Here is a 17,433-nt window from a genome sequence, read left to right as displayed (position 1 = left end):
TCCGGAGTTTGAGACCTCGACGTAACGAGCGGGGTGACGGAGGCGGGTGGTGTGTCCGGATTCGATCTCCAAAACTGGCCACCCGCCGTAGCGATGTGATCTCCCGTTAACAGAAGAGATCATGGCTGAAAATCGCTGTTAAGGCCTCGTCAGCGAACCGGCTGGTACACCCGCTCGACACGCTGGGTTCCGTTCTTCGTCCGGTACGAGCGCGCCCAGGCGGTCGTCGCGGCCGGATCCGTCTTGTCGGAGACCGTGTAGTAGTCCATCTGCGAGCGCTCGGAGGTCACGTCGAGCACGCCGTAGCCGTGGTGGTCCATGTCCACCCACTTCACATGGCGGTTGGCGGCCTTCACGGCGCCCGCGGCCACGACCGAGAGCGTCCCCGGGGCCACGTTCAGCATGTCGTCCAGGTTGTCCGAGGTCACCGAGGTGACGACGAACTCGGTGGCCGCCGAGGCCGACAGCGGGTACGTCGCCGCCTTCACCGGTACGTCGTTGGCCCAGGCCATGTGGATGTCGCCGGTCAGGAAGACCGTGTTCCGGATCGCCCGGGAGGTCAGGTGCGCGATCAGTTCCCTGCGGTCGTCGGTGAACCCGTCCCACTGGTCGACGTTGACCGCGAGCCCCTCCTTCGGCAGGCCCATCAGCTCGGCGAGCGGCTCCAGGAGGTGGGCGGGCAGGGCGCCGAAGGCGATCGGCGAGATCATCACCGAGGTGCCGACGAGCTGCCAGGTCGCGTCCGAGCCGGCCAGACCGGCCTTCAGCCAGTCCAGTTGGGCGTGGCCGGTGATCGTCCGCTCCGGGTCGTCGACCGTGCCGCTGCCGGTCTTCGCCGGGGCGGAGCGGAAGGTGCGCAGGTCGAGCAGGTGCAGATCGGCCAGCCTGCCGAAGCGCAGCCGCCGGAAGACCGTGCCCTCGGTGGAGGCGCGGACGGGCATCCACTCGAAGTACGCCTGCTTGGCGGCGGCCACCCGGGCCGCCCACTCGCCCTCGGCGCCGGGGGTGTGGTTCTCGGCCCCGCCCGTCCAGGCGTCGTTGGCGAACTCGTGGTCGTCCCAGATGGCGATCACCGGGTGCGCGGCGTGCAGCGCCTGGAGGTCGGGGTCCGTCTTGTAGTGCCCGTGCCGGGTGCGGTAGTCGGCGAGCGAGACGATCTCGTGGCGCGGCTCGTGCGGGCGGACGGTGTCCTTCGCCTCCGGGTAGACCCCGCTCGCGTACTCGTAGACGTAGTCGCCGAGATGGAGGACGGCGTCCAGGTCGGCGCGGCCGGCGAGGTGGCGGTACGCGGAGAAGTGGCCGGACTCCCAGTTCGCGCAGGAGACCACGCCGAAGCGGACCCCGGGGGCGGCGGCGTCGACGGCCGGCGCGGTCCGGGTGCGGGCGGCCGACGACACGGCGTCGCCCGCGGTGAAGCGGAACCAGTAGGCGGTCGCCGGGCGCAGGCCCCGCACGTCGGCCTTCACGGTGTGGTCGGAGGACGCGCTCGCCGTGGTCGAACCGGCGGCGACGGTCCGGGTGAAGCCGCGGTCCTCGGCGAGCTCCCAGCCGACCGCGACGTCCGGGCCGAGCCCGGATCCGGGCACGGCCGCGGCGGAAGGGGTGACGCGCGTCCAGAGGAGGACGCCGTCGGGCAGCGGGTCGCCGGAGGCGACACCGTGGAGGAAGGCGGGGGCCCCGGAGTCCGCGAGGGCGGGGGAGGCGGCGCCCAGGAGGGCGGGCGCGGCGACAGCGGTGACGGCGGCGGCCTTGACGACCGTGCGACGGCTGGGGGCAGGAGATATGAACTGACTGGTCACGGCCAGTCAGATTACTGACGGGTAGGCCCGTTGGGCAGGCGAATTCCGGAAGTTCGTCGACTTGTCGCCCGGACGTCGTGTCGCGGAACCGCCCCGGCCCCGGACCTCAGAGGTCCGGGGCCGGGGCGGGGCCGGCTCGGGAGCCGGGGCCGCGGGTGTCAGCCCTTGAGGGCCGCGTCGATCGCCGTGGTGAACTGATCGGCCGTCATCGGCGGGCTGTCGGAGCCCTCCGCCGTGACCGTCTTGCCGTCCATCTTCAGCGTCGGCGTACCCGTCACGCCGCTCGCGTCGAACGCCTTGGACATCTTCATCGCCCAGGCGTCGAAGGTGCCGCTCTCGACGTTCTTCTTGAACTCGGCGTTGCTCTTGAGGGCCGGGACCGTGTCCGCGACCTCCAGGAGGTACGAGTCCTTGGCGAACTTGTCCTGGTTCTCCTCCGGGTGGAACTCCGTCGAGTAGAGCGCCGCCTTGTACTTCAGGAAGGCCTCGGGGCTCACGTTCAGAGCCGCGCCCAGGGCCGAGAGGGCGTTCTTCGAGCCCTCGCCCGGGATGCCGTCGTCGATGAAGGTCGCGCCGACGTACTTGATCTTGTACTTGCCGGACTCGACGTCCTTCTCGATCCTCGAGCCCACGCCCTGCTCGAAGGTCGCGCAGACGGGGCAGCGCGAGTCCTCGTACAGTTCCAGGGTCTTCTTCGCGGACGGCTTGCCGATGACGACCGTCGTGCCGTTCGTGCCCGAGGTGTTCTTCGGGGCCGCCACGGTCTTCGCGTCCGCCGCCGCCTCCCACTGGGTGGGCTTGTTGGACTGCACGACCGCGTAGCCGATGCCGCCGGCGGCGGCCAGGACGGCCACGGCCGAGACGCCGACGACGAGCTGCCGGCGCGCCCGGTCCTTCTTCGCCTGGCGCTCGCGCTCGACGCGCAGCCGCTCGCGGGCGGCGGCCTTGTTGGTCTGGCTGTTGCGTGCACTCATGATCGTGATCTCCGTGAGGGTGTGAAGCAGACAAGGGGGAACCGCTGTACCGGCGTCGCTCAGACGAGAGCGAGGCCCGGCAACGGCGGCCCCCGCCGCCCTACGGAGTGCACGAGGAGACGGATACGGGAGGACCGGGGCCGTCCGGCGGGCCGGGCGGTGCGGCGCGGAGCCGTACCGCCGCCGCCGAAGAAGGCCGCCACGAGCAGCAGCGGCCGGAACGCGAAGGCCGCCACCGCGCCGAGCAGCCGGGCGAGCGCCCGCTCCCCGCCGCGCAGCCAGCACGCCGCCGCGAGCCCGACGCCGATGTGCGCCAGGAGCAGCAGCCACGGCAGCGCCGGGTCGGGGGAGTCGAGCAGGGCGGCCGCGGTCCCGCTCTCGGGGGCGGCCACGCCGGGCAGCGGCGCACCCACCGCGCCGCCGCAGAAGACGTCCACGCCGACCGCGCGCAGCGAACCGGCGACCGGGCCCCCGGCGGCGCCGTAACAGACCACCTGACCGGTGGTGAAGAGTGTGTCGGCCGCCAGCTCCAGCGGGACGAGGAGCCCGGCGATGGGTCCGAGGCCGCGCTCACGGCCGGCCAGCGCGTACGCGACGGCGAAGACGCCGGCCGCGACGGGGACGACCGTCCCCAGCGGCAGCGGCACGCCCGAGAGCAGCACGTGGGACGCCACGGACAGCGTCACGACCAGTGCCGTGAAGAACGCCGCCCGCAGCGCTCTCAGCTGCGTCCCTGCCATGTCCATCGTCGTGGAGTGTCCCATGCCGTGCCGTAAGGGGTCGCTAAAGGAAGGCTGTGAACCGTCCCACCGGCCCCGACAGCCGACAGCCGACCAGCCGACAGCCGACGGCCGACGGCCTTTACAGCCCGGGGATCCGGCCGTTGCGGAAGAGGTCCACGAAGATCTGGTGGTCGGCCCGCGCCCGCGCCCCGTACGCGTGCGCGAAGTCCACGAGGAGATCGGCGAAGCCGTCCTCGTCGGCGGCGATCGCCGCGTCGATGGCCCGCTCCGTCGAGAACGGCACGAGCGACTGCCCGCTGGACTCGTCCGCCGCCGCGTGCATGGTCGCCGTCGCCCGGCCCAGGTCCGCGACGGTCTCCGCGATCTCGTCGAGGTCGTCGATGTCCGACCAGTCCAGGTCCACCGCGTACGGCGAGACCTCGGCGACGAGCTGTCCGGCGCCGTCGAGCTCCGCCCAGCCCAGCCAGGGGTCGGCGTGCGCCTGGAGCGCCCGCTGCGAGATCACGGTGCGGTGGCCCTCGTGCCGGAAGTACTCCCGTACCGCCGGGTCCGTGACGTGGCGGGAGACCGCCGGGGTCTGGGCCTGCTTCATGTAGATCACGACGTCGTTCTCCAGGGCGTCGCTGTGGCCCTCCAGGAGGATGTTGTACGAGGGGAGGCCGGCCGAGCCGATGCCGATCCCGCGCCGGCCGACGACGTCCTTGACCCGGTACGAGTCGGGGCGGACCAGGCTGGCCTCCGGCAGGGTCTCCAGATAGCCGTCGAAGGCGGCCAGGACCTTGTACCGGGTGGCCGCGTCCAGGTCGATCGCGCCGCCGCCGGGCGCGAAGCGGCGCTCGAAGTCGCGGATCTCCGTCATCGAGTCGAGCAGCCCGAAGCGGGTCTTCGCCCGGGCGGCGCGCAGGGCGCCGAGCAGCGCGCCGTCGGCCGTATGCAGGGTGAAGGAGGGCACCTCGTCCTCCCCGGCGCCGGTCGCGAGGGCGTGGATCCGCTCGCGGTAGGCGGCGGCGCAGATCCGGACCCCCTTGGTGATCTGCTCGTCACTGAGCGCCTTCGCGTAGCCGATCAGGGCGAGCGAGGCCGCGAGCCGCTTCAGGTCCCAGGTGAAGGGCCCGACGTACGCCTCGTCGAAGTCGTTGACGTTGAAGACCAGCCGGCCGTTGGCGTCCATGTACGTGCCGAAGTTCTCGGCGTGCAGATCGCCGTGGATCCAGACCCGGCCGGTGCGCTCGTCCAGGTAGGGGCCGACACCTACGCTCCCGTCCACCCGCCCGGCGGTCTCCTTCTCCAGGTCCGCGTAGAAGAGGCAGGCCGTCCCCCGGTAGAAGGCGAAGGCGGAGCCGGCCATCTTCCGGAACTTGACGCGGAAGGCCGCGGGGTCGGCGGCGAGGAGCTCGCCGAAGGCGGTCTCGAAGACGGCGAGGATGTGCTCACCGCGCTCCGCGACGGTGGGCTGGGGGACCGACATTCGAGGTGCCTCCTGGTACCGGCCGTGCTGTGAGGCCAGTCATGACAAATTGGGGGTCCCCCCAGCTCGCGAGGGGGAGGGTGTTCTCTGTCTCTCAACGGGCGACCCTAGCTTCGAGTGCCCGACGTCTGTCAGTGCGGAGACGTAGACTTCCACGCTGTCCCCCCAGACTGTCCGCAGCCTGTCGCTCAGTGTTTTTCGGAGGCCTTCCGCCGTGACCAAGCCGCCCTTCACGCACCTCCACGTCCACACCCAGTACTCGCTGCTGGACGGTGCCGCGCGGCTCAAGGACATGTTCAACGCGTGCAACGAGATGGGCATGACCCATATCGCGATGTCCGACCACGGCAACCTGCACGGGGCGTACGACTTCTTCCACACGGCCAAGAAGGCCGGGGTGACGCCGATCATCGGCATCGAGGCCTACGTCGCCCCCGAGTCCCGGCGCAACAAGCGCAAGATCCAGTGGGGCCAGCCGCACCAGAAGCGGGACGACGTCTCCGGTTCCGGCGGTTACACCCACAAGACGATCTGGGCGGCCAACGCCACCGGACTGCACAACCTCTTCAAGCTCTCCTCCGACGCGTACGCCGAGGGCTGGCTGCAGAAGTGGCCCCGGATGGACAAGGAGACCATCTCCAAGTGGTCGGAGGGGCTCATCGCCTCCACCGGCTGCCCCTCCGGCGAACTGCAGACCCGGCTCCGCCTCGGCCAGTTCGACGAGGCCCTGAAGGCCGCCTCCGAGTACCAGGACATCTTCGGCAAGGAGCGGTACTTCCTGGAGCTGATGGACCACGGCATCGAGATCGAGCGCCGGGTCCGCGACGGACTCCTGGAGATCGGCAAGAAGCTCGGCATCCCGCCGCTCGTCACCAACGACTCGCACTACACGTACGCGCACGAGTCGACCGCGCACGACGCCCTGCTCTGCATCCAGACCGGCAAGAACCTCTCCGACCCGGACCGCTTCCGCTTCGACGGCACCGGCTACTACCTCAAGTCCACGGACGAGATGTACGCCATCGACTCGTCGGACGCCTGGCAGGAGGGCTGCCGCAACACCCTCCTGGTCGCCGAGCAGATCAGCACCGACGGCATGTTCGTCGAGAAGAACCTCATGCCGAAGTTCGACATCCCGGAGGGGTACACCGACACGACCTGGTTCCGCGAGGAGACCATGCGGGGCATGCACCGCCGCTTCCCCGGGGGCATCCCCGAGGACCGCATGAAGCAGGTCGAGTACGAGATGGACACGATCATCTCGATGGGCTTCCCCGGCTACTTCCTCGTCGTCGCCGACTTCATCATGTGGGCGAAGAAGCAGGGCATCGCCGTGGGCCCCGGCCGAGGCTCCGCGGCCGGCTCGATCGTCGCGTACGCCATGGGCATCACCGACCTCGACCCGATCCCGCACGGACTGATCTTCGAGCGCTTCCTCAACCCCGAGCGCGTCTCCATGCCCGATGTCGACATCGACTTCGACGAGCGTCGGCGCGTCGAGGTGATCCGGTACGTGACGGAGAAGTACGGCTCGGACAAGGTCGCCATGATCGGCACGTACGGAAAGATCAAGGCGAAGAACGCCATCAAGGACTCCGCGCGCGTCCTCGGCTACCCCTACGCCATGGGCGACCGGCTCACCAAGGCCATGCCCGCCGACGTCCTCGGCAAGGGCATCGACCTCAACGGCATCACCGACCCCTCGCACCCGCGGTACGGCGAGGCCGGCGAGATCCGCGCGATGTACGAGAACGAGCCGGACGTCAAGAAGGTCATCGACACCGCCCGGGGCGTCGAGGGCCTGGTCCGGCAGATGGGCGTGCACGCGGCCGGCGTGATCATGTCCAGCGAGCCGATCGTCGACCACGCCCCGATCTGGGTGCGGCACACGGACGGCGTGACCATCACGCAGTGGGACTACCCGCAGTGCGAGTCGCTCGGCCTGATCAAGATGGACTTCCTGGGCCTCAGGAACCTCACGATCATGGACGACGCCGTCAAGATGGTGAAGGCGAACAAGGGCATCGAGCTCGACCTGCTCGCCCTCCCGCTGGACGACCCCAAGACGTACGAACTGCTCTGCCGCGGTGACACGCTCGGTGTCTTCCAGTTCGACGGCGGCCCCATGCGCTCGCTGCTGCGGCTGATGAAGCCCGACAACTTCGAAGACATCTCCGCCGTCTCGGCCCTGTACCGGCCGGGCCCGATGGGCATGAACTCGCACACGAACTACGCCCTGCGCAAGAACAAGCAGCAGGAGATCACCCCGATCCACCCCGAGCTGGAGAAGCCGCTCGAAGAGGTGCTCGCGGTCACCTACGGCCTGATCGTGTACCAGGAGCAGGTGCAGAAGGCCGCCCAGATCATCGCCGGGTACTCGCTCGGCGAGGCCGACATCCTGCGCCGCGTGATGGGCAAGAAGAAGCCCGAGGAGCTGGCGAAGAACTTCGTCATCTTCCAGGAGGGCGCGAAGAAGAACGGCTACACCGACAAGGCGATCCAGGCGCTCTGGGACGTCCTGGTCCCCTTCGCCGGCTACGCCTTCAACAAGGCGCACTCCGCCGCGTACGGCCTGGTCTCCTACTGGACCGCCTACCTCAAGGCGAACTACCCCGCCGAGTACATGGCCGGTCTGCTCACCTCGGTCAAGGACGACAAGGACAAGTCCGCCGTCTACCTCAACGAGTGCCGCCGCATGGGCATCAAGGTGCTCCCGCCGAACGTGAACGAGTCCGAGTCGAACTTCGCCGCCCAGGGCGACGACGTGATCCTCTTCGGCCTCTCCGCCGTGCGGAACGTCGGCACCAACGTCGTCGAGTCGATCATCAAGTCGCGCAAGGCGAAGGGGAAGTACAGCACCTTCCCCGACTTCCTCGACAAGGTCGAGGCCGTCGTCTGCAACAAGCGGACCATCGAATCGCTGATCAAGGCCGGCGCCTTCGACGAGATGGGCCACACCCGCAAGGGGATGGTCGCCCACCACGAACCGATGATCGACAACGTGGTGGCGGTCAAGCGCAAGGAGGCCGAGGGACAGTTCGACCTCTTCGGCGGCATGGGCGAGGAGACGAACGACGAGCCCGGCTTCGGCCTGGACGTCGAGTTCTCCGACGTCGAGTGGGAGAAGTCGTACCTGCTCGCCCAGGAGCGCGAGATGCTCGGCCTCTACGTCTCCGACCACCCGCTCTTCGGCATCGAGCACGTCCTGTCCGACAAGACCGACGCGGCGATCTCGCAGCTCACCGGCGGCGAGCACAGCGACGGCGCGGTCGTCACCATCGGCGGCATCATCTCGGGCCTCCAGCGCAAGATGACCAAGCAGGGCAACGCCTGGGCGATCGCCACCGTCGAGGACCTGGCCGGCTCCATCGAGTGCATGTTCTTCCCGGCCACCTACCAGCTGGTCTCCACCCAGCTCGTCGAGGACACGGTCGTCTTCGTCAAGGGACGACTCGACAAGCGCGAGGACGTGCCCCGGCTCGTCGCCATGGAGCTGATGGTCCCCGACCTGTCGAACGCCGGGACCAACGCGCCGGTGATCCTCACCATCCCGACGGTGAAGGTCACCCCGCCCATGGTCAGCAGGCTCGGCGAGATCCTCAAGCACCACAAGGGCAACACCGAGGTACGGATCAAGCTCCAGGGACCCCGGACCACGACCGTGCTCCGCCTCGACCGGCACCGGGTGACGGCCGACCCGGCCCTCTTCGGCGACCTGAAGGTGCTGCTCGGCCCGTCCTGCCTGGCCGGCTAGCGGCCTCCGTCACGCCCGTCCCACCGGAAGGGGCGCGCCCGTCGTCACGGGCGCGCCCCTTCCGGTGCATACGTGTCAGTTATGACCGAAGCGCTTCTGGCGGCCCTTGCGGGCCATGTCACCCGGGGTCACCTGGGTGGCGCGCTGCTCGGCCTGCGACTCCATCGCGGACTGCTGCGCCTGCTGGGTGCCGCGTTCCGCTGCCGACGACTTCTGCTGCATACGGTCCTGCTTGCGGTTCTTGGCCATGGGGATGATGCCTCCTCAAAGGGACCTAGGGGCCAGGGCCGCTGTCAGATTCACACACAGGCGAATCGGCCGCATTTTGGATCATTACGGAACGTAACGGCCGGGTGAACGTGACATCCGCCACGCCGATGATCCAGTTCCCACCGTCAAGCTCCCGGCCGTCGGGCAGACTCGAAGAGAACGAAGAAGATACGGAGCACCTTCCGACCCCGAGTCCGACCCCGAGGTTCCCGAAAGAGGGTGGAACACGTGGACCGCTGCGTCGTCCTGGTGGACGCCGGCTACCTGCTGGGCGCCGCCGCCAGTCTCCTCGCCGGGGAACCGGCCCGCTCCAGGATCGCCGTCGACCACGCCGCTCTCATCCAGCAGCTGCGGGAACGCGCCGAGGCCGAGACCGCGCTGCCGCTCCTGCGGATCTACTGGTTCGACGGCGCACCCGACCGAGTGCCCCAGCCCGAGCACCGCAGACTGCGCGTGATGCCCCGGGTCACCGTCCGGCTCGGCGCCCTGACCAGGAGCGACGGGCGCTGGGCGCAGAAGGGCGTCGACGCGGCCATGCACACCGAACTGACCGAGCTCGCCCGCAACAGGGCCTGCTCCGACATCGTGCTCGTCACCGGCGACGGCGACCTGCTGCCCGGCCTCATGTCCGCCAAGGAGCACGGCGTCGCCGTCCACCTGTGGGCCGTCCAGGCCGCCGACGGCGACTACAACCAGTCCGAGGACCTGGTGGCCGAGGCCGACGAGCGGCGGGTCCTCGACCGGACCTGGATCACCCGGGCCGTCCGCGCCAGGGACCTCACCGGCATCTGCGCACCGCCGCCCGCCCCCCGCCCCGAGATCGCCGCCATCCTCTCGGCGCCCCTGCCCGAGGCCGCCCTCGCGGCCTCCGCCGAACGGGCCGCCGAGGCCGCCGCGGCCGCGGCGCGGAACGGGAGCGGACCGGACTCCGCCGAGGCGCCCGCCCCCTCCAACGGGCACGCCCACGGTGGCCCCGGCGGCGCCGCGGGCAAGGGCGTCCCCACGCCCAAGGACCTGGCGGGCCTGCGCGGCCCCAACGGCTCGGGCGGGCCGCTCGCCCCGGTGCCGCAGGGCGCGAGCGCGCTCCGCTGGTCCTCCGACCGGGGCTGGATCGACCGCCCGGCCACCTCCTCGCTCGGCGAACCGGCCGAGACCGCGTCCCTGCCCACCCTCGCCCTGCTCACCAGCGCCGAGCAGCGCTGGGCGGACCGCGAGGAGGACATCACCACCGTCGGCGGCGACCCGTTCGAGGTCGGGCAGGTGTTCGCCCGCCGGTGGATGGAGCGGCTCCCCGAACAGACCCACGTCCAGAAGCTCTCCACCCTCTACCCGCGGATCCCGCACCGCATCGACGGCGAACTCCTCCGCTACGCCGCACGCTTCGGTCTCCTCGCCCACAAGGACGACCAGATCGACGAGCACGACCGGTACGCCATCCGGGCGGGCTTCTGGCGCGAGATCGACGTCCGCGCCGCCGCCGAACACGCCCCCGCGCCCGGAGCCGGCCCGGCGACCCCGTAGGCTCTTCCCCCGTGAGTACGGTGTGCGTGGTGCGGGATCTGGTCAAGACGTACCCCGCCACGCGGGGCAGGCGCGGCGCGCCCGCGACACCCGAGGTGCGCGCCACCGACGGGATCAGCCTCGACGTGCGCGGCGGCGAGATCTTCGGGCTGCTCGGACCCAACGGAGCGGGCAAGTCCACCCTGGTCCGCCAGCTCACCGGGCTCATGCGCCCCGACTCCGGCTCCGTCGAGCTCCTCGGCCACGACCTCGTACGCCACCCCGAGCGGGCGGCCCGACTCCTCGCCTACCTCGGCCAGGAATCCACCGCCCTCGACGAGCTGACCGTCGCCCTCGCCGCCGAGACCACCGCACGCCTGCGCGGGCTCGGCGCCCACGACGCGCGCGCCGAGCGCGACGCCGTCCTGCAGGAGCTCGGCCTCACCGAGCTCGCCGGCCGGCCCCTCAAGAAGCTCTCCGGCGGCCAGCGGCGGCTCGCCTGCCTCGCCACCGCGCTCGTCGGCCGCCGGTCCGTCCTCGTCCTCGACGAACCCACCACCGGCATGGACCCCGTCGCCCGCCGGGCCGTCTGGGCCGCCGTCGACCGGCGGCGCGCCGAGGACGGCACCACCGTGCTGCTCGTCACCCACAACGTCATCGAGGCCGAGACCGTCCTCGACCGCGTCGCCGTCCTCGACCGCGGCCGGGTCATCGCCTGCGACACCCCGGCCGGACTCAAGGACCGCGTCGCCGGGGAGGTCCGTGTGGAGCTGGTGTGGCGCGAGGCGCCGCCGCTCCACCTGCCCGAGGTCGCCGCCCTGCGCGGACTCGCCCAGGAGACCGGACGGCGCTGGATCCTCCGGCTCGCCCCCGACGAGGCCCGCGCGGCCGTCGCCACCGTCACCGGCGGGGCCGCCTTCGCCGCGCTCGACGACTTCACGCTGGCGACGCCCAGCCTGGAGGACGTGTACCTGGCGCTGGGCGGCGCGACCGAGGGACTGGTGAAGGCGTGAGCCGCGTTTCCCCCGCCCCGGGCCCCCGCGGTCCCCTTGCGTCCCGGTTCCCCCTCGCGCCCCCAGGGCCTCTTGTTCCGTCCGTGACCGTCAGGAGCTGTACGCAGTGAGCACCGTGCCCGCCGATGCCCTGCCGTCCGGCGCGCTCCCCGTCCAGGCGCACGCCGAGGACGGTGCGGCGCCCCTCGCCCCGCGCGCCCGGCTGCTGCCCGCGATGGCCGCCGTCTACCGCGCGCAGCTCTCGCGCGCCCGCGTGGCCCGCATCCCGCTGCTCTTCGTGGCCACCTTCCAGTCGATCGGGATCATGGTCCTGATGCGCGGGGTCGTCGACGGCGGCTCCGAGGCCAGGGCCGTCGTGGCCGGCTCCACCGTCCTCGTCGTCGCCTTCGTCGCGCTCAACCTGCTCGCCCAGTACTTCGGGCAGCTGCGGGCGAGCGGCGGCCTCGACCACTACGCCACCCTGCCCGTGCCGCCGGCGGCCGTCGTGCTCGGCGCGGCCGGCGCGTACGCCTCCTTCACCGTGCCCGGGACCGTCGTCACCGCCGTCGCCGGGTCCGTGCTCTTCGGGCTGCCCCTCGGCCAGCTGTGGATCCTCGGCGCCGTCGTCCCGCTCGCCGGGGCGGCCCTCGCCGGACTCGGCGCCGCGCTCGGACTCCTCGCCCCCCGGCAGGAGCTGGCCACGCTCCTCGGCCAGCTCGGCATGTCGGCCGCGCTGCTCCTCGGCGTGCTCCCGGCCGAGCGGCTGCCGGAGCCGATCGGCTGGGCGCGGGACCTGCTGCCGTCGACGTACGGCGTGGAGGCCCTGGCCCGTACCTTCGACCCGCGCCCGGACTGGGCGGTCGTCGCCGTCGACCTCGCCATCTGCGGGGCCGTCGGCGTGGTGTCCCTGGCGGTCGCCACCTGGGCCTACCGGCGGGCAGCCGTCCGCTGAGGCGGGCCACAGACACACCTGGCACGATGGCGGGGTGACCGCACCCCTGACTCCGCCTCACCAGCCTCCGCACGACCCTGACTGGCCCCCGCCGCCTCCGCCGCTCGGCCCCGCCGGGGACCCGATCACGGCGGCCGAGGTCCTGTGGGGTGTCGTCGTGACCGCCGCTTCGGCGGTCGCGGCTGTGCTGCTCGGGCTGCTGTGGCTGTGGCTGGCGCCGCGCGTCCTGCTGATCTCGGACGGCAAGGGGGTCTACCTCCGCGACTCCGAGGGCGAGTCGGCGATCGGCGCGGACGGGACGTTCGTGCTCCTCGCCCTGGCCTTCGGCGCGGTCGCCGCGCTCGTCGTCTTCCTGCTGCGCCGCGAGGGCGGGGTGCCGCTGGTGCTCGGCCTGGCGCTCGGCGGCGTCCTCGGATCGCTGCTCGCCTGGGGCGTGGGGACGTACTTCGGCCCGGCGCGGGACGTGGTCGCCCACGCGAAGGCGGTCGGCCCCAACGTCGTCTTCGAGGCACCGCTCGAACTCGACATGGCGGCCGCGGCGATGCTGGCCTGGCCGCTCGCCGCGATGATCGTCCACCTGGCGCTCACGGCCCTCTTCGGCCCCCGCGACCCGGAACCGGAGTACTGGGGGCCGCACCCGCAGCCCGAGCAGAAGTCGCTCTGAGGGTCAGCCGCGGCCGATCGGGGCCACGACCGCCGAGGTGAGGGCGGCCAGGTCCGCGGGGGAGAGCTCGACCTCCAGGCCGCGGCGGCCCGCCGAGATACAGATCGTCGCGTGGTCCGAGGCCGAGGCGTCGAGGACCGTTCGCAGGCGCTTGCGCTGGCCCAGGGGCGAGATGCCGCCCCGGACGTACCCCGTCGTGCGCTCCGCCGCCGCCGGGTCCGCCATCGCCGCGCGCTTCCCGCCGACCGCCGAGGCCAGCGCCTTCAGGTCCAGCTGCCCCGCGACCGGGACCACCGCCACCGTCAGCTCGCCGTCGACGTCCGCCACCAGCGTCTTGAAGACCCGGTCGGGGGAGACGCCGAGGGCCTCCGCCGCCTCCTCGCCGTACGAGGGGGAGGCCGGGTCGTGCTCGTACGCGTGCAGGGTGAACGGGGTCCCGGCCGTGGTCAGGGCGACCGTCGCCGGGGTGCCCCCGCTGTTCTTCTTCTGCTTCTTCGCCACGCGCTCTTCCTGGGATCGTGACCGAGATCGGCTCAGTTCGGGTTCGTCGGACCCTGCGTCAGGTCGACCGCCGGCAGCGAGGGCAGATGCCGCAGCACCGCCGTCTCCGCGCGCAGCAGCGCCAGCTCCTCGCGCAGCCGCGTCGCCGTGTCCGGGGCCTGGAGCAGCCGCTGCTTCGACGGGGTGTCGAGCACCGCCGCAGCCGCGACCAGATACGACACCACCGACGGGTCGTCCGGCAGGTCGCTCGTCGTCAGCGACCGCTCCCGCGCCCCCGCCAGCCGCTTCTGGTAGTTCCGGAACGCCCGCAGCACACCCTCGGAGAGGGTGCCCGCGTCCTCGCCCCGTTCCTCCGGGATCTCCTCGACCTCGGCGACCAGGAACGGCCCGCTCGCGTCGACCGAGAGGAGCTTCACCCGGGTCGTCCCGGTCGCCATCACCTCGAAGCTGCCGTTGGAGCGCTCGCGGATGCTCGCCGCGTCGGCGATACAGCCGACCCGGTGGAAGGCCTGGATGGGGTCCGCGCCGAAGCCGGCCGCGGGGCCCTTCTCCGGCAGCGCCGTCGGGTCCGGCATCCCGGGAGCGGTCGGCGCGACCTCGCGCCCGTCACGGATGGCGACGACGGCGAAGCGACGCGGCTCCGTGTCGTCGATCGTGAGCAGCTCCCGCATCATGGCGCGATAGCGCTCCTCGAAGACGTTCAGCGGCAGCACGAGGCCAGGGAACAGCACTGCGTTGAGCGGGAAGAGGGGCAGGCGAGCGGTGGTCACGGCGGCAAGCCTAATGGCCGCCGCGCCCGCCCCGTCCGGCCCGTCCGTCTCCGGGCCTCCACAGGGGCGTCCGGCCGGCCGACTCGGCCCGTACGACGTCCCGTACGGCCAGGAACCGGCGGAGGGGGTCCTCCTGTACGGCCCCCCGCGGCGCACCCCACGGGAAGGAGGTCGCGTGGGGGCCGATCCGGCGGAACTCGTCCAGCGCCTCGTCCCACCGCGCCCGCTCCACCAGCACGTACGCGAGCAGATTGCGGACCTCGGCGGGCCACGGGTCGCCCGCCGGGAAGGCGGCCGACAGCGCGAGGGCCCGGTCGGCCGCCCGGTCGAGCCGCGTCGCGGCCGCCGAACGGTCCGGCCTTGGCCGCGCCCGGAGCCGGTCGTAGGCCGCGCGGACCGGGAGTGCCCGCACGAGCGAATCCGCCGCGGCGTCGTCGGCGGCCTGCTCGGCGAAGTCGAAGGCGGCCCGGTGTGAGCCGTACCACTGCGCGGAGAGGTACTTGAGCGCCGCGACGTGGCTGCCGTAGTGGTGCGGGGAGCGGCGCACGGCCTGCTCCCACAGTGTCTCGAAGACGGCGTGCCCGGCGTGCGCCCCGCGCGCGTGGTCCAGGGCCAGTCGCCACGGCACCGGATCGTCGGGCGCTTCCTCGGTGACCGTGCGGATCAACGGGTCGAGCTCGCGCAGCCGTTCGGCCCGGGCGGGGGACTCCCAGGCCCGGCGGACGGCGAGCTGGGCCGAGATCAGGAGGGCGTCGGGGTCGCGCGGCGCGGCGGAGAGCCAGTGGGCCAGCCAGTCGCCCCTGTTGTACGCGAAGGTGGCGAGCCGGGTGACGTACCGGTCGCGGTCCTCCCACTCGGCGGCGTCCCGGGTCGTGGCGAGCAGCTTCGCCGCGGGTTCCGGGTCGGCCAGGGCGGCGGCGACCAGGGCGGGGGCGAGCCGCGCGTCCGGGGCGTCGAGCAGCACGTCGTCGTCCGGCACGAGCCCGGCGGCGAGCCGCGGGGTGTGCCGGGCCGAACGGACGGCGCCGATCAGGGCGCGGAGGAAGGCCATGGTGCGACGTATTTTCCCACCGGGTCGTGCTGTTTCACGCCCATCTGCCCAGCCCTTTCACCCCCACCTCACCCGGCCCCCTCACATCGCCGCCTCCCCGGCCTCCCACGGCGCGACTCCTCGCCCTCCCGCGGCCCCTCTCCTCGCCCTGCTGCGGCGCCTCTCTCCTCGCCTCGGAGACCCGCCCGGTCAGCCGCGGCGCAGAAGGCGCGTCGCGCCCGCCGCCACCGTCGTCGCCAGGATCCAGCCGAGGAGTATCAGCGCCGTCGCCGCCCACTGCCAGACGCCCTCCAGACGCCAGTAGCCTTCCTGCCCGAGGTTGATCACCGGCAGCAGCAGGTCCAGCGCGTACAGCGTCCCGTTCCACTCCGGAGCCTCGTCCTTCTTGAGCGGTGTCGGGGGGTACCGCGAGAAGGCCACGGTGCCCGCCGCCCACAGGATCGCCATCCACAGCGCCGCCCTGCCGGGCCGGTAGCCGTACGCCACCGTCCAGTCCTGGACGAAGCCCCACAGCTTCCCCGCCAGCGGCAGCGTCTCCCGCCGGCGCCGCTGCTTGGCGAGCAGCACCTCGCGCGCGTCCGCGTCCTCCCCGCTGTTGCGCAGGACCGTCGCCAGACGCTCGTACGGCTCGGGGGCGTACTCCGGGGTGGCCGCCGCCACCCACTCCAGGCGCCGGGACAGCGGGAAGTGCCCGTACGGCACGAGGTTCTCGTAGACGAACCCGCCCATCGCCAGGCCGCCGGGCCCCGGCCAGCTGGTCGACAGGTCGATCAGCGTGACGATCCTGGCGCCGTTGAGCACCACCCGCCCCTCCTCCGGGCGCTCGCCGTTGAACCGCAGCTCCGGGGTGACGATCCGGCGCAGCGACACCTCCTCCCGGCGCGAGCCGTTCAGCAGGAAACGGGCGTGGTTCAGATCCACCGCGTCGCCGAACCGGCCGTCGTCGAGCCGGACGCCGCCGTGGCACTCCACGGGCTTGCGCCGGGCGCCGTGGGCGGGCGTCACGCCGTACGGCGGGGTGGCCATCGAATGGCCCGTGTTCCCGGTGTTCCCGGTGTTCCCGGTGTTCCCGGAGTTTCCTGACGTCTCCGCGTTCCCCGAGGAGTCCGGCTCCTCGTACACCCACGCCGCGTTCAGGTAGAGCGAGCGCTCCACCGTGAGCTGCGGGGCGTTGAGCGCGCGGCGCTGCTGCGCCCCGCGGAGCACGCTGCCCCGCAGGCTGAGCGAGACGCCGACCTTCGCGCCGCGCAGGCTCAGCTCGCCGTGCGTCTCGATCAGTTCGGCCTGGAGGTCCTGGGCCACCACCATCCCGTCGGCGGTGATCGCCCGCCCGCGCCGGTCCGGCCACACCTGGATCTGGTTGATGAGCAGGTCCGTGCCGATCTGCGCGTCCGTGAGCCGGATGCCGCGCCCCACCCGGCAGCGCGGGAGATGCAGATCGCCCGTCGTGTGCAGCCGGGCCGCCTCCAGGCGCGGCAGGGCGCAGGCGACCATCCGCAAGGTGCCGAACTGGGCCTCGGGGAGCACGACCTCGCCGTCGAAGCGGCAGCCGTGCAGCTCCACGTACGGCCCTATCGTCCCGCCCGCCAGATTCAGCACGCCGGTGATCCGCACTCCGCGCAGCTTCAGCGCGGCCACCCGTCCCGACCGGGCCTGCGGCCCGTCGAGCAGCAGCAGGGCCACCACGTCGGCGCGGACGCTCCGCTCGGGGCCCCACTCCCGCGACCCGAACGGGTCGTCCCGCTCGGGGATCCCCTCTGTCAGGTCGCAGGTCCTGCCGATCCGGAACGCCCGCCACACGGCCCGCTCCGGGCCCGTCAGCCCGTCGGGCATCCCGTCCTCGTGCGGCTCGGTCACGCCGCCCCCTCGCTTTCCCCGTGAATCCGTCCATGCCTTTGATGGATTCGCACAGCCGTTCTTCCCGCTGTGTGACGGGCTGAACGCTAACGGTCAGGTGTGGCGACAAGACGCCACTGTGGCGTGTATCAGCGCGAG

14 protein-coding genes are annotated in these 17,433 nt (G+C 72.0%); 5 read left to right on the top strand and 9 right to left on the bottom strand.

Going from position 1 to position 17,433, the window contains the following annotated elements:
• Positions 1 to 149: 149 nt before the first annotated feature.
• From ACIBG6_RS25070 to ACIBG6_RS25055, 4 genes are all read right to left on the bottom strand, one after another.
• On the bottom strand, positions 150 to 1,799 hold the full coding sequence (locus ACIBG6_RS25070; protein ID WP_399224801.1) for an alkaline phosphatase D family protein: 1,650 nt from the start codon (positions 1,797 to 1,799) through the stop codon (positions 150 to 152).
• Positions 1,800 to 1,957: 158 nt separating this feature from the next.
• Complete coding sequence (locus ACIBG6_RS25065; protein ID WP_399224800.1) at positions 1,958 to 2,773, bottom strand: DsbA family protein; 816 nt, start codon at positions 2,771 to 2,773, stop codon at positions 1,958 to 1,960.
• A gap of 59 nt (positions 2,774 to 2,832) precedes the next feature.
• Entirely contained in the window at positions 2,833 to 3,519 is a 687-nt protein-coding gene (locus ACIBG6_RS25060; RefSeq protein ID WP_399224799.1) for a hypothetical protein, read from the bottom strand.
• 115 nt (positions 3,520 to 3,634) lie between these two features.
• Positions 3,635 to 4,984, bottom strand: coding sequence for a DUF2252 domain-containing protein (locus ACIBG6_RS25055; protein ID WP_399224798.1), 1,350 nt, complete (start codon positions 4,982 to 4,984; stop codon positions 3,635 to 3,637).
• A gap of 214 nt (positions 4,985 to 5,198) precedes the next feature.
• Between ACIBG6_RS25055 and dnaE the strand changes: the two genes are divergently transcribed.
• Positions 5,199 to 8,738, top strand: coding sequence for a DNA polymerase III subunit alpha (gene dnaE, locus ACIBG6_RS25050; RefSeq protein WP_399224796.1), 3,540 nt, complete (start codon positions 5,199 to 5,201; stop codon positions 8,736 to 8,738).
• A gap of 75 nt (positions 8,739 to 8,813) precedes the next feature.
• Here the strand turns inward: dnaE and ACIBG6_RS25045 are convergent, their stop codons facing one another.
• On the bottom strand, positions 8,814 to 8,987 hold the full coding sequence (locus tag ACIBG6_RS25045) for a hypothetical protein (RefSeq protein WP_317594289.1): 174 nt from the start codon (positions 8,985 to 8,987) through the stop codon (positions 8,814 to 8,816).
• Positions 8,988 to 9,227: 240 nt separating this feature from the next.
• On the opposite strand from ACIBG6_RS25045, the gene ACIBG6_RS25040 reads away from it, so the two are divergent.
• The 4 genes from ACIBG6_RS25040 to ACIBG6_RS25025 all read left to right on the top strand — a co-directional run bounded on the left by ACIBG6_RS25040 (position 9,228) and on the right by ACIBG6_RS25025 (position 13,116).
• Complete coding sequence (locus tag ACIBG6_RS25040) at positions 9,228 to 10,529, top strand: NYN domain-containing protein (protein WP_399224795.1); 1,302 nt, start codon at positions 9,228 to 9,230, stop codon at positions 10,527 to 10,529.
• A gap of 20 nt (positions 10,530 to 10,549) precedes the next feature.
• Positions 10,550 to 11,521, top strand: a complete 972-nt coding sequence (locus tag ACIBG6_RS25035; protein ID WP_399225033.1) for an ABC transporter ATP-binding protein — start codon at positions 10,550 to 10,552, stop codon at positions 11,519 to 11,521.
• 106 nt (positions 11,522 to 11,627) lie between these two features.
• A complete protein-coding gene (locus tag ACIBG6_RS25030; protein ID WP_399224794.1) occupies positions 11,628 to 12,452 on the top strand; it encodes an ABC transporter permease in 825 nt (274 codons plus the stop codon).
• A gap of 34 nt (positions 12,453 to 12,486) precedes the next feature.
• On the top strand, positions 12,487 to 13,116 hold the full coding sequence (locus ACIBG6_RS25025) for a DUF2567 domain-containing protein (protein ID WP_399224793.1): 630 nt from the start codon (positions 12,487 to 12,489) through the stop codon (positions 13,114 to 13,116).
• A 3-nt stretch (positions 13,117 to 13,119) separates the two neighbouring features.
• Here ACIBG6_RS25025 and ybaK read toward each other — a convergent pair whose 3' ends face one another.
• From ybaK to ACIBG6_RS25005, 4 genes are all read right to left on the bottom strand, one after another.
• Positions 13,120 to 13,617, bottom strand: coding sequence for a Cys-tRNA(Pro) deacylase (gene ybaK / locus ACIBG6_RS25020; protein WP_024757923.1), 498 nt, complete (start codon positions 13,615 to 13,617; stop codon positions 13,120 to 13,122).
• Positions 13,618 to 13,649: 32 nt separating this feature from the next.
• Positions 13,650 to 14,387 (bottom strand): LON peptidase substrate-binding domain-containing protein, encoded by a 738-nt coding sequence (locus tag ACIBG6_RS25015; RefSeq protein WP_024757922.1) that lies wholly within the window; start codon positions 14,385 to 14,387, stop codon positions 13,650 to 13,652.
• A gap of 10 nt (positions 14,388 to 14,397) precedes the next feature.
• Entirely contained in the window at positions 14,398 to 15,438 is a 1,041-nt protein-coding gene (locus tag ACIBG6_RS25010; protein WP_399224792.1) for a hypothetical protein, read from the bottom strand.
• A 189-nt stretch (positions 15,439 to 15,627) separates the two neighbouring features.
• The gene (locus ACIBG6_RS25005; RefSeq protein WP_399224791.1) at positions 15,628 to 17,295 is read right to left on the bottom strand and encodes an oxidoreductase; all 1,668 of its coding nucleotides are present in this window, start codon (positions 17,293 to 17,295) and stop codon (positions 15,628 to 15,630) included.
• Between the last annotated feature and the right edge of the window lie 138 nt (positions 17,296 to 17,433).

Source organism: Streptomyces sp. NPDC050842 (assembly GCF_044456565.1).
Taxonomy (GTDB): Bacteria; Actinomycetota; Actinomycetes; order Streptomycetales; family Streptomycetaceae; genus Streptomyces.
This window is presented reverse-complemented; position numbering and strand designations above follow the sequence as displayed.

Coding starts and splice junctions, on each gene's coding strand:
- ACIBG6_RS25065 (WP_399224800.1), bottom strand. CDS start 2,773: ATGAGTGCACGCAACAGCCAGACCAACAAGGCCGCCGCCCGCGAGCGG.
- ACIBG6_RS25060 (WP_399224799.1), bottom strand. CDS start 3,519: ATGGACATGGCAGGGACGCAGCTGAGAGCGCTGCGGGCGGCGTTCTTC.
- ACIBG6_RS25055 (WP_399224798.1), bottom strand. CDS start 4,984: ATGTCGGTCCCCCAGCCCACCGTCGCGGAGCGCGGTGAGCACATCCTC.
- ACIBG6_RS25045 (WP_317594289.1), bottom strand. CDS start 8,987: ATGGCCAAGAACCGCAAGCAGGACCGTATGCAGCAGAAGTCGTCGGCA.
- ACIBG6_RS25010 (WP_399224792.1), bottom strand. CDS start 15,438: ATGGCCTTCCTCCGCGCCCTGATCGGCGCCGTCCGTTCGGCCCGGCAC.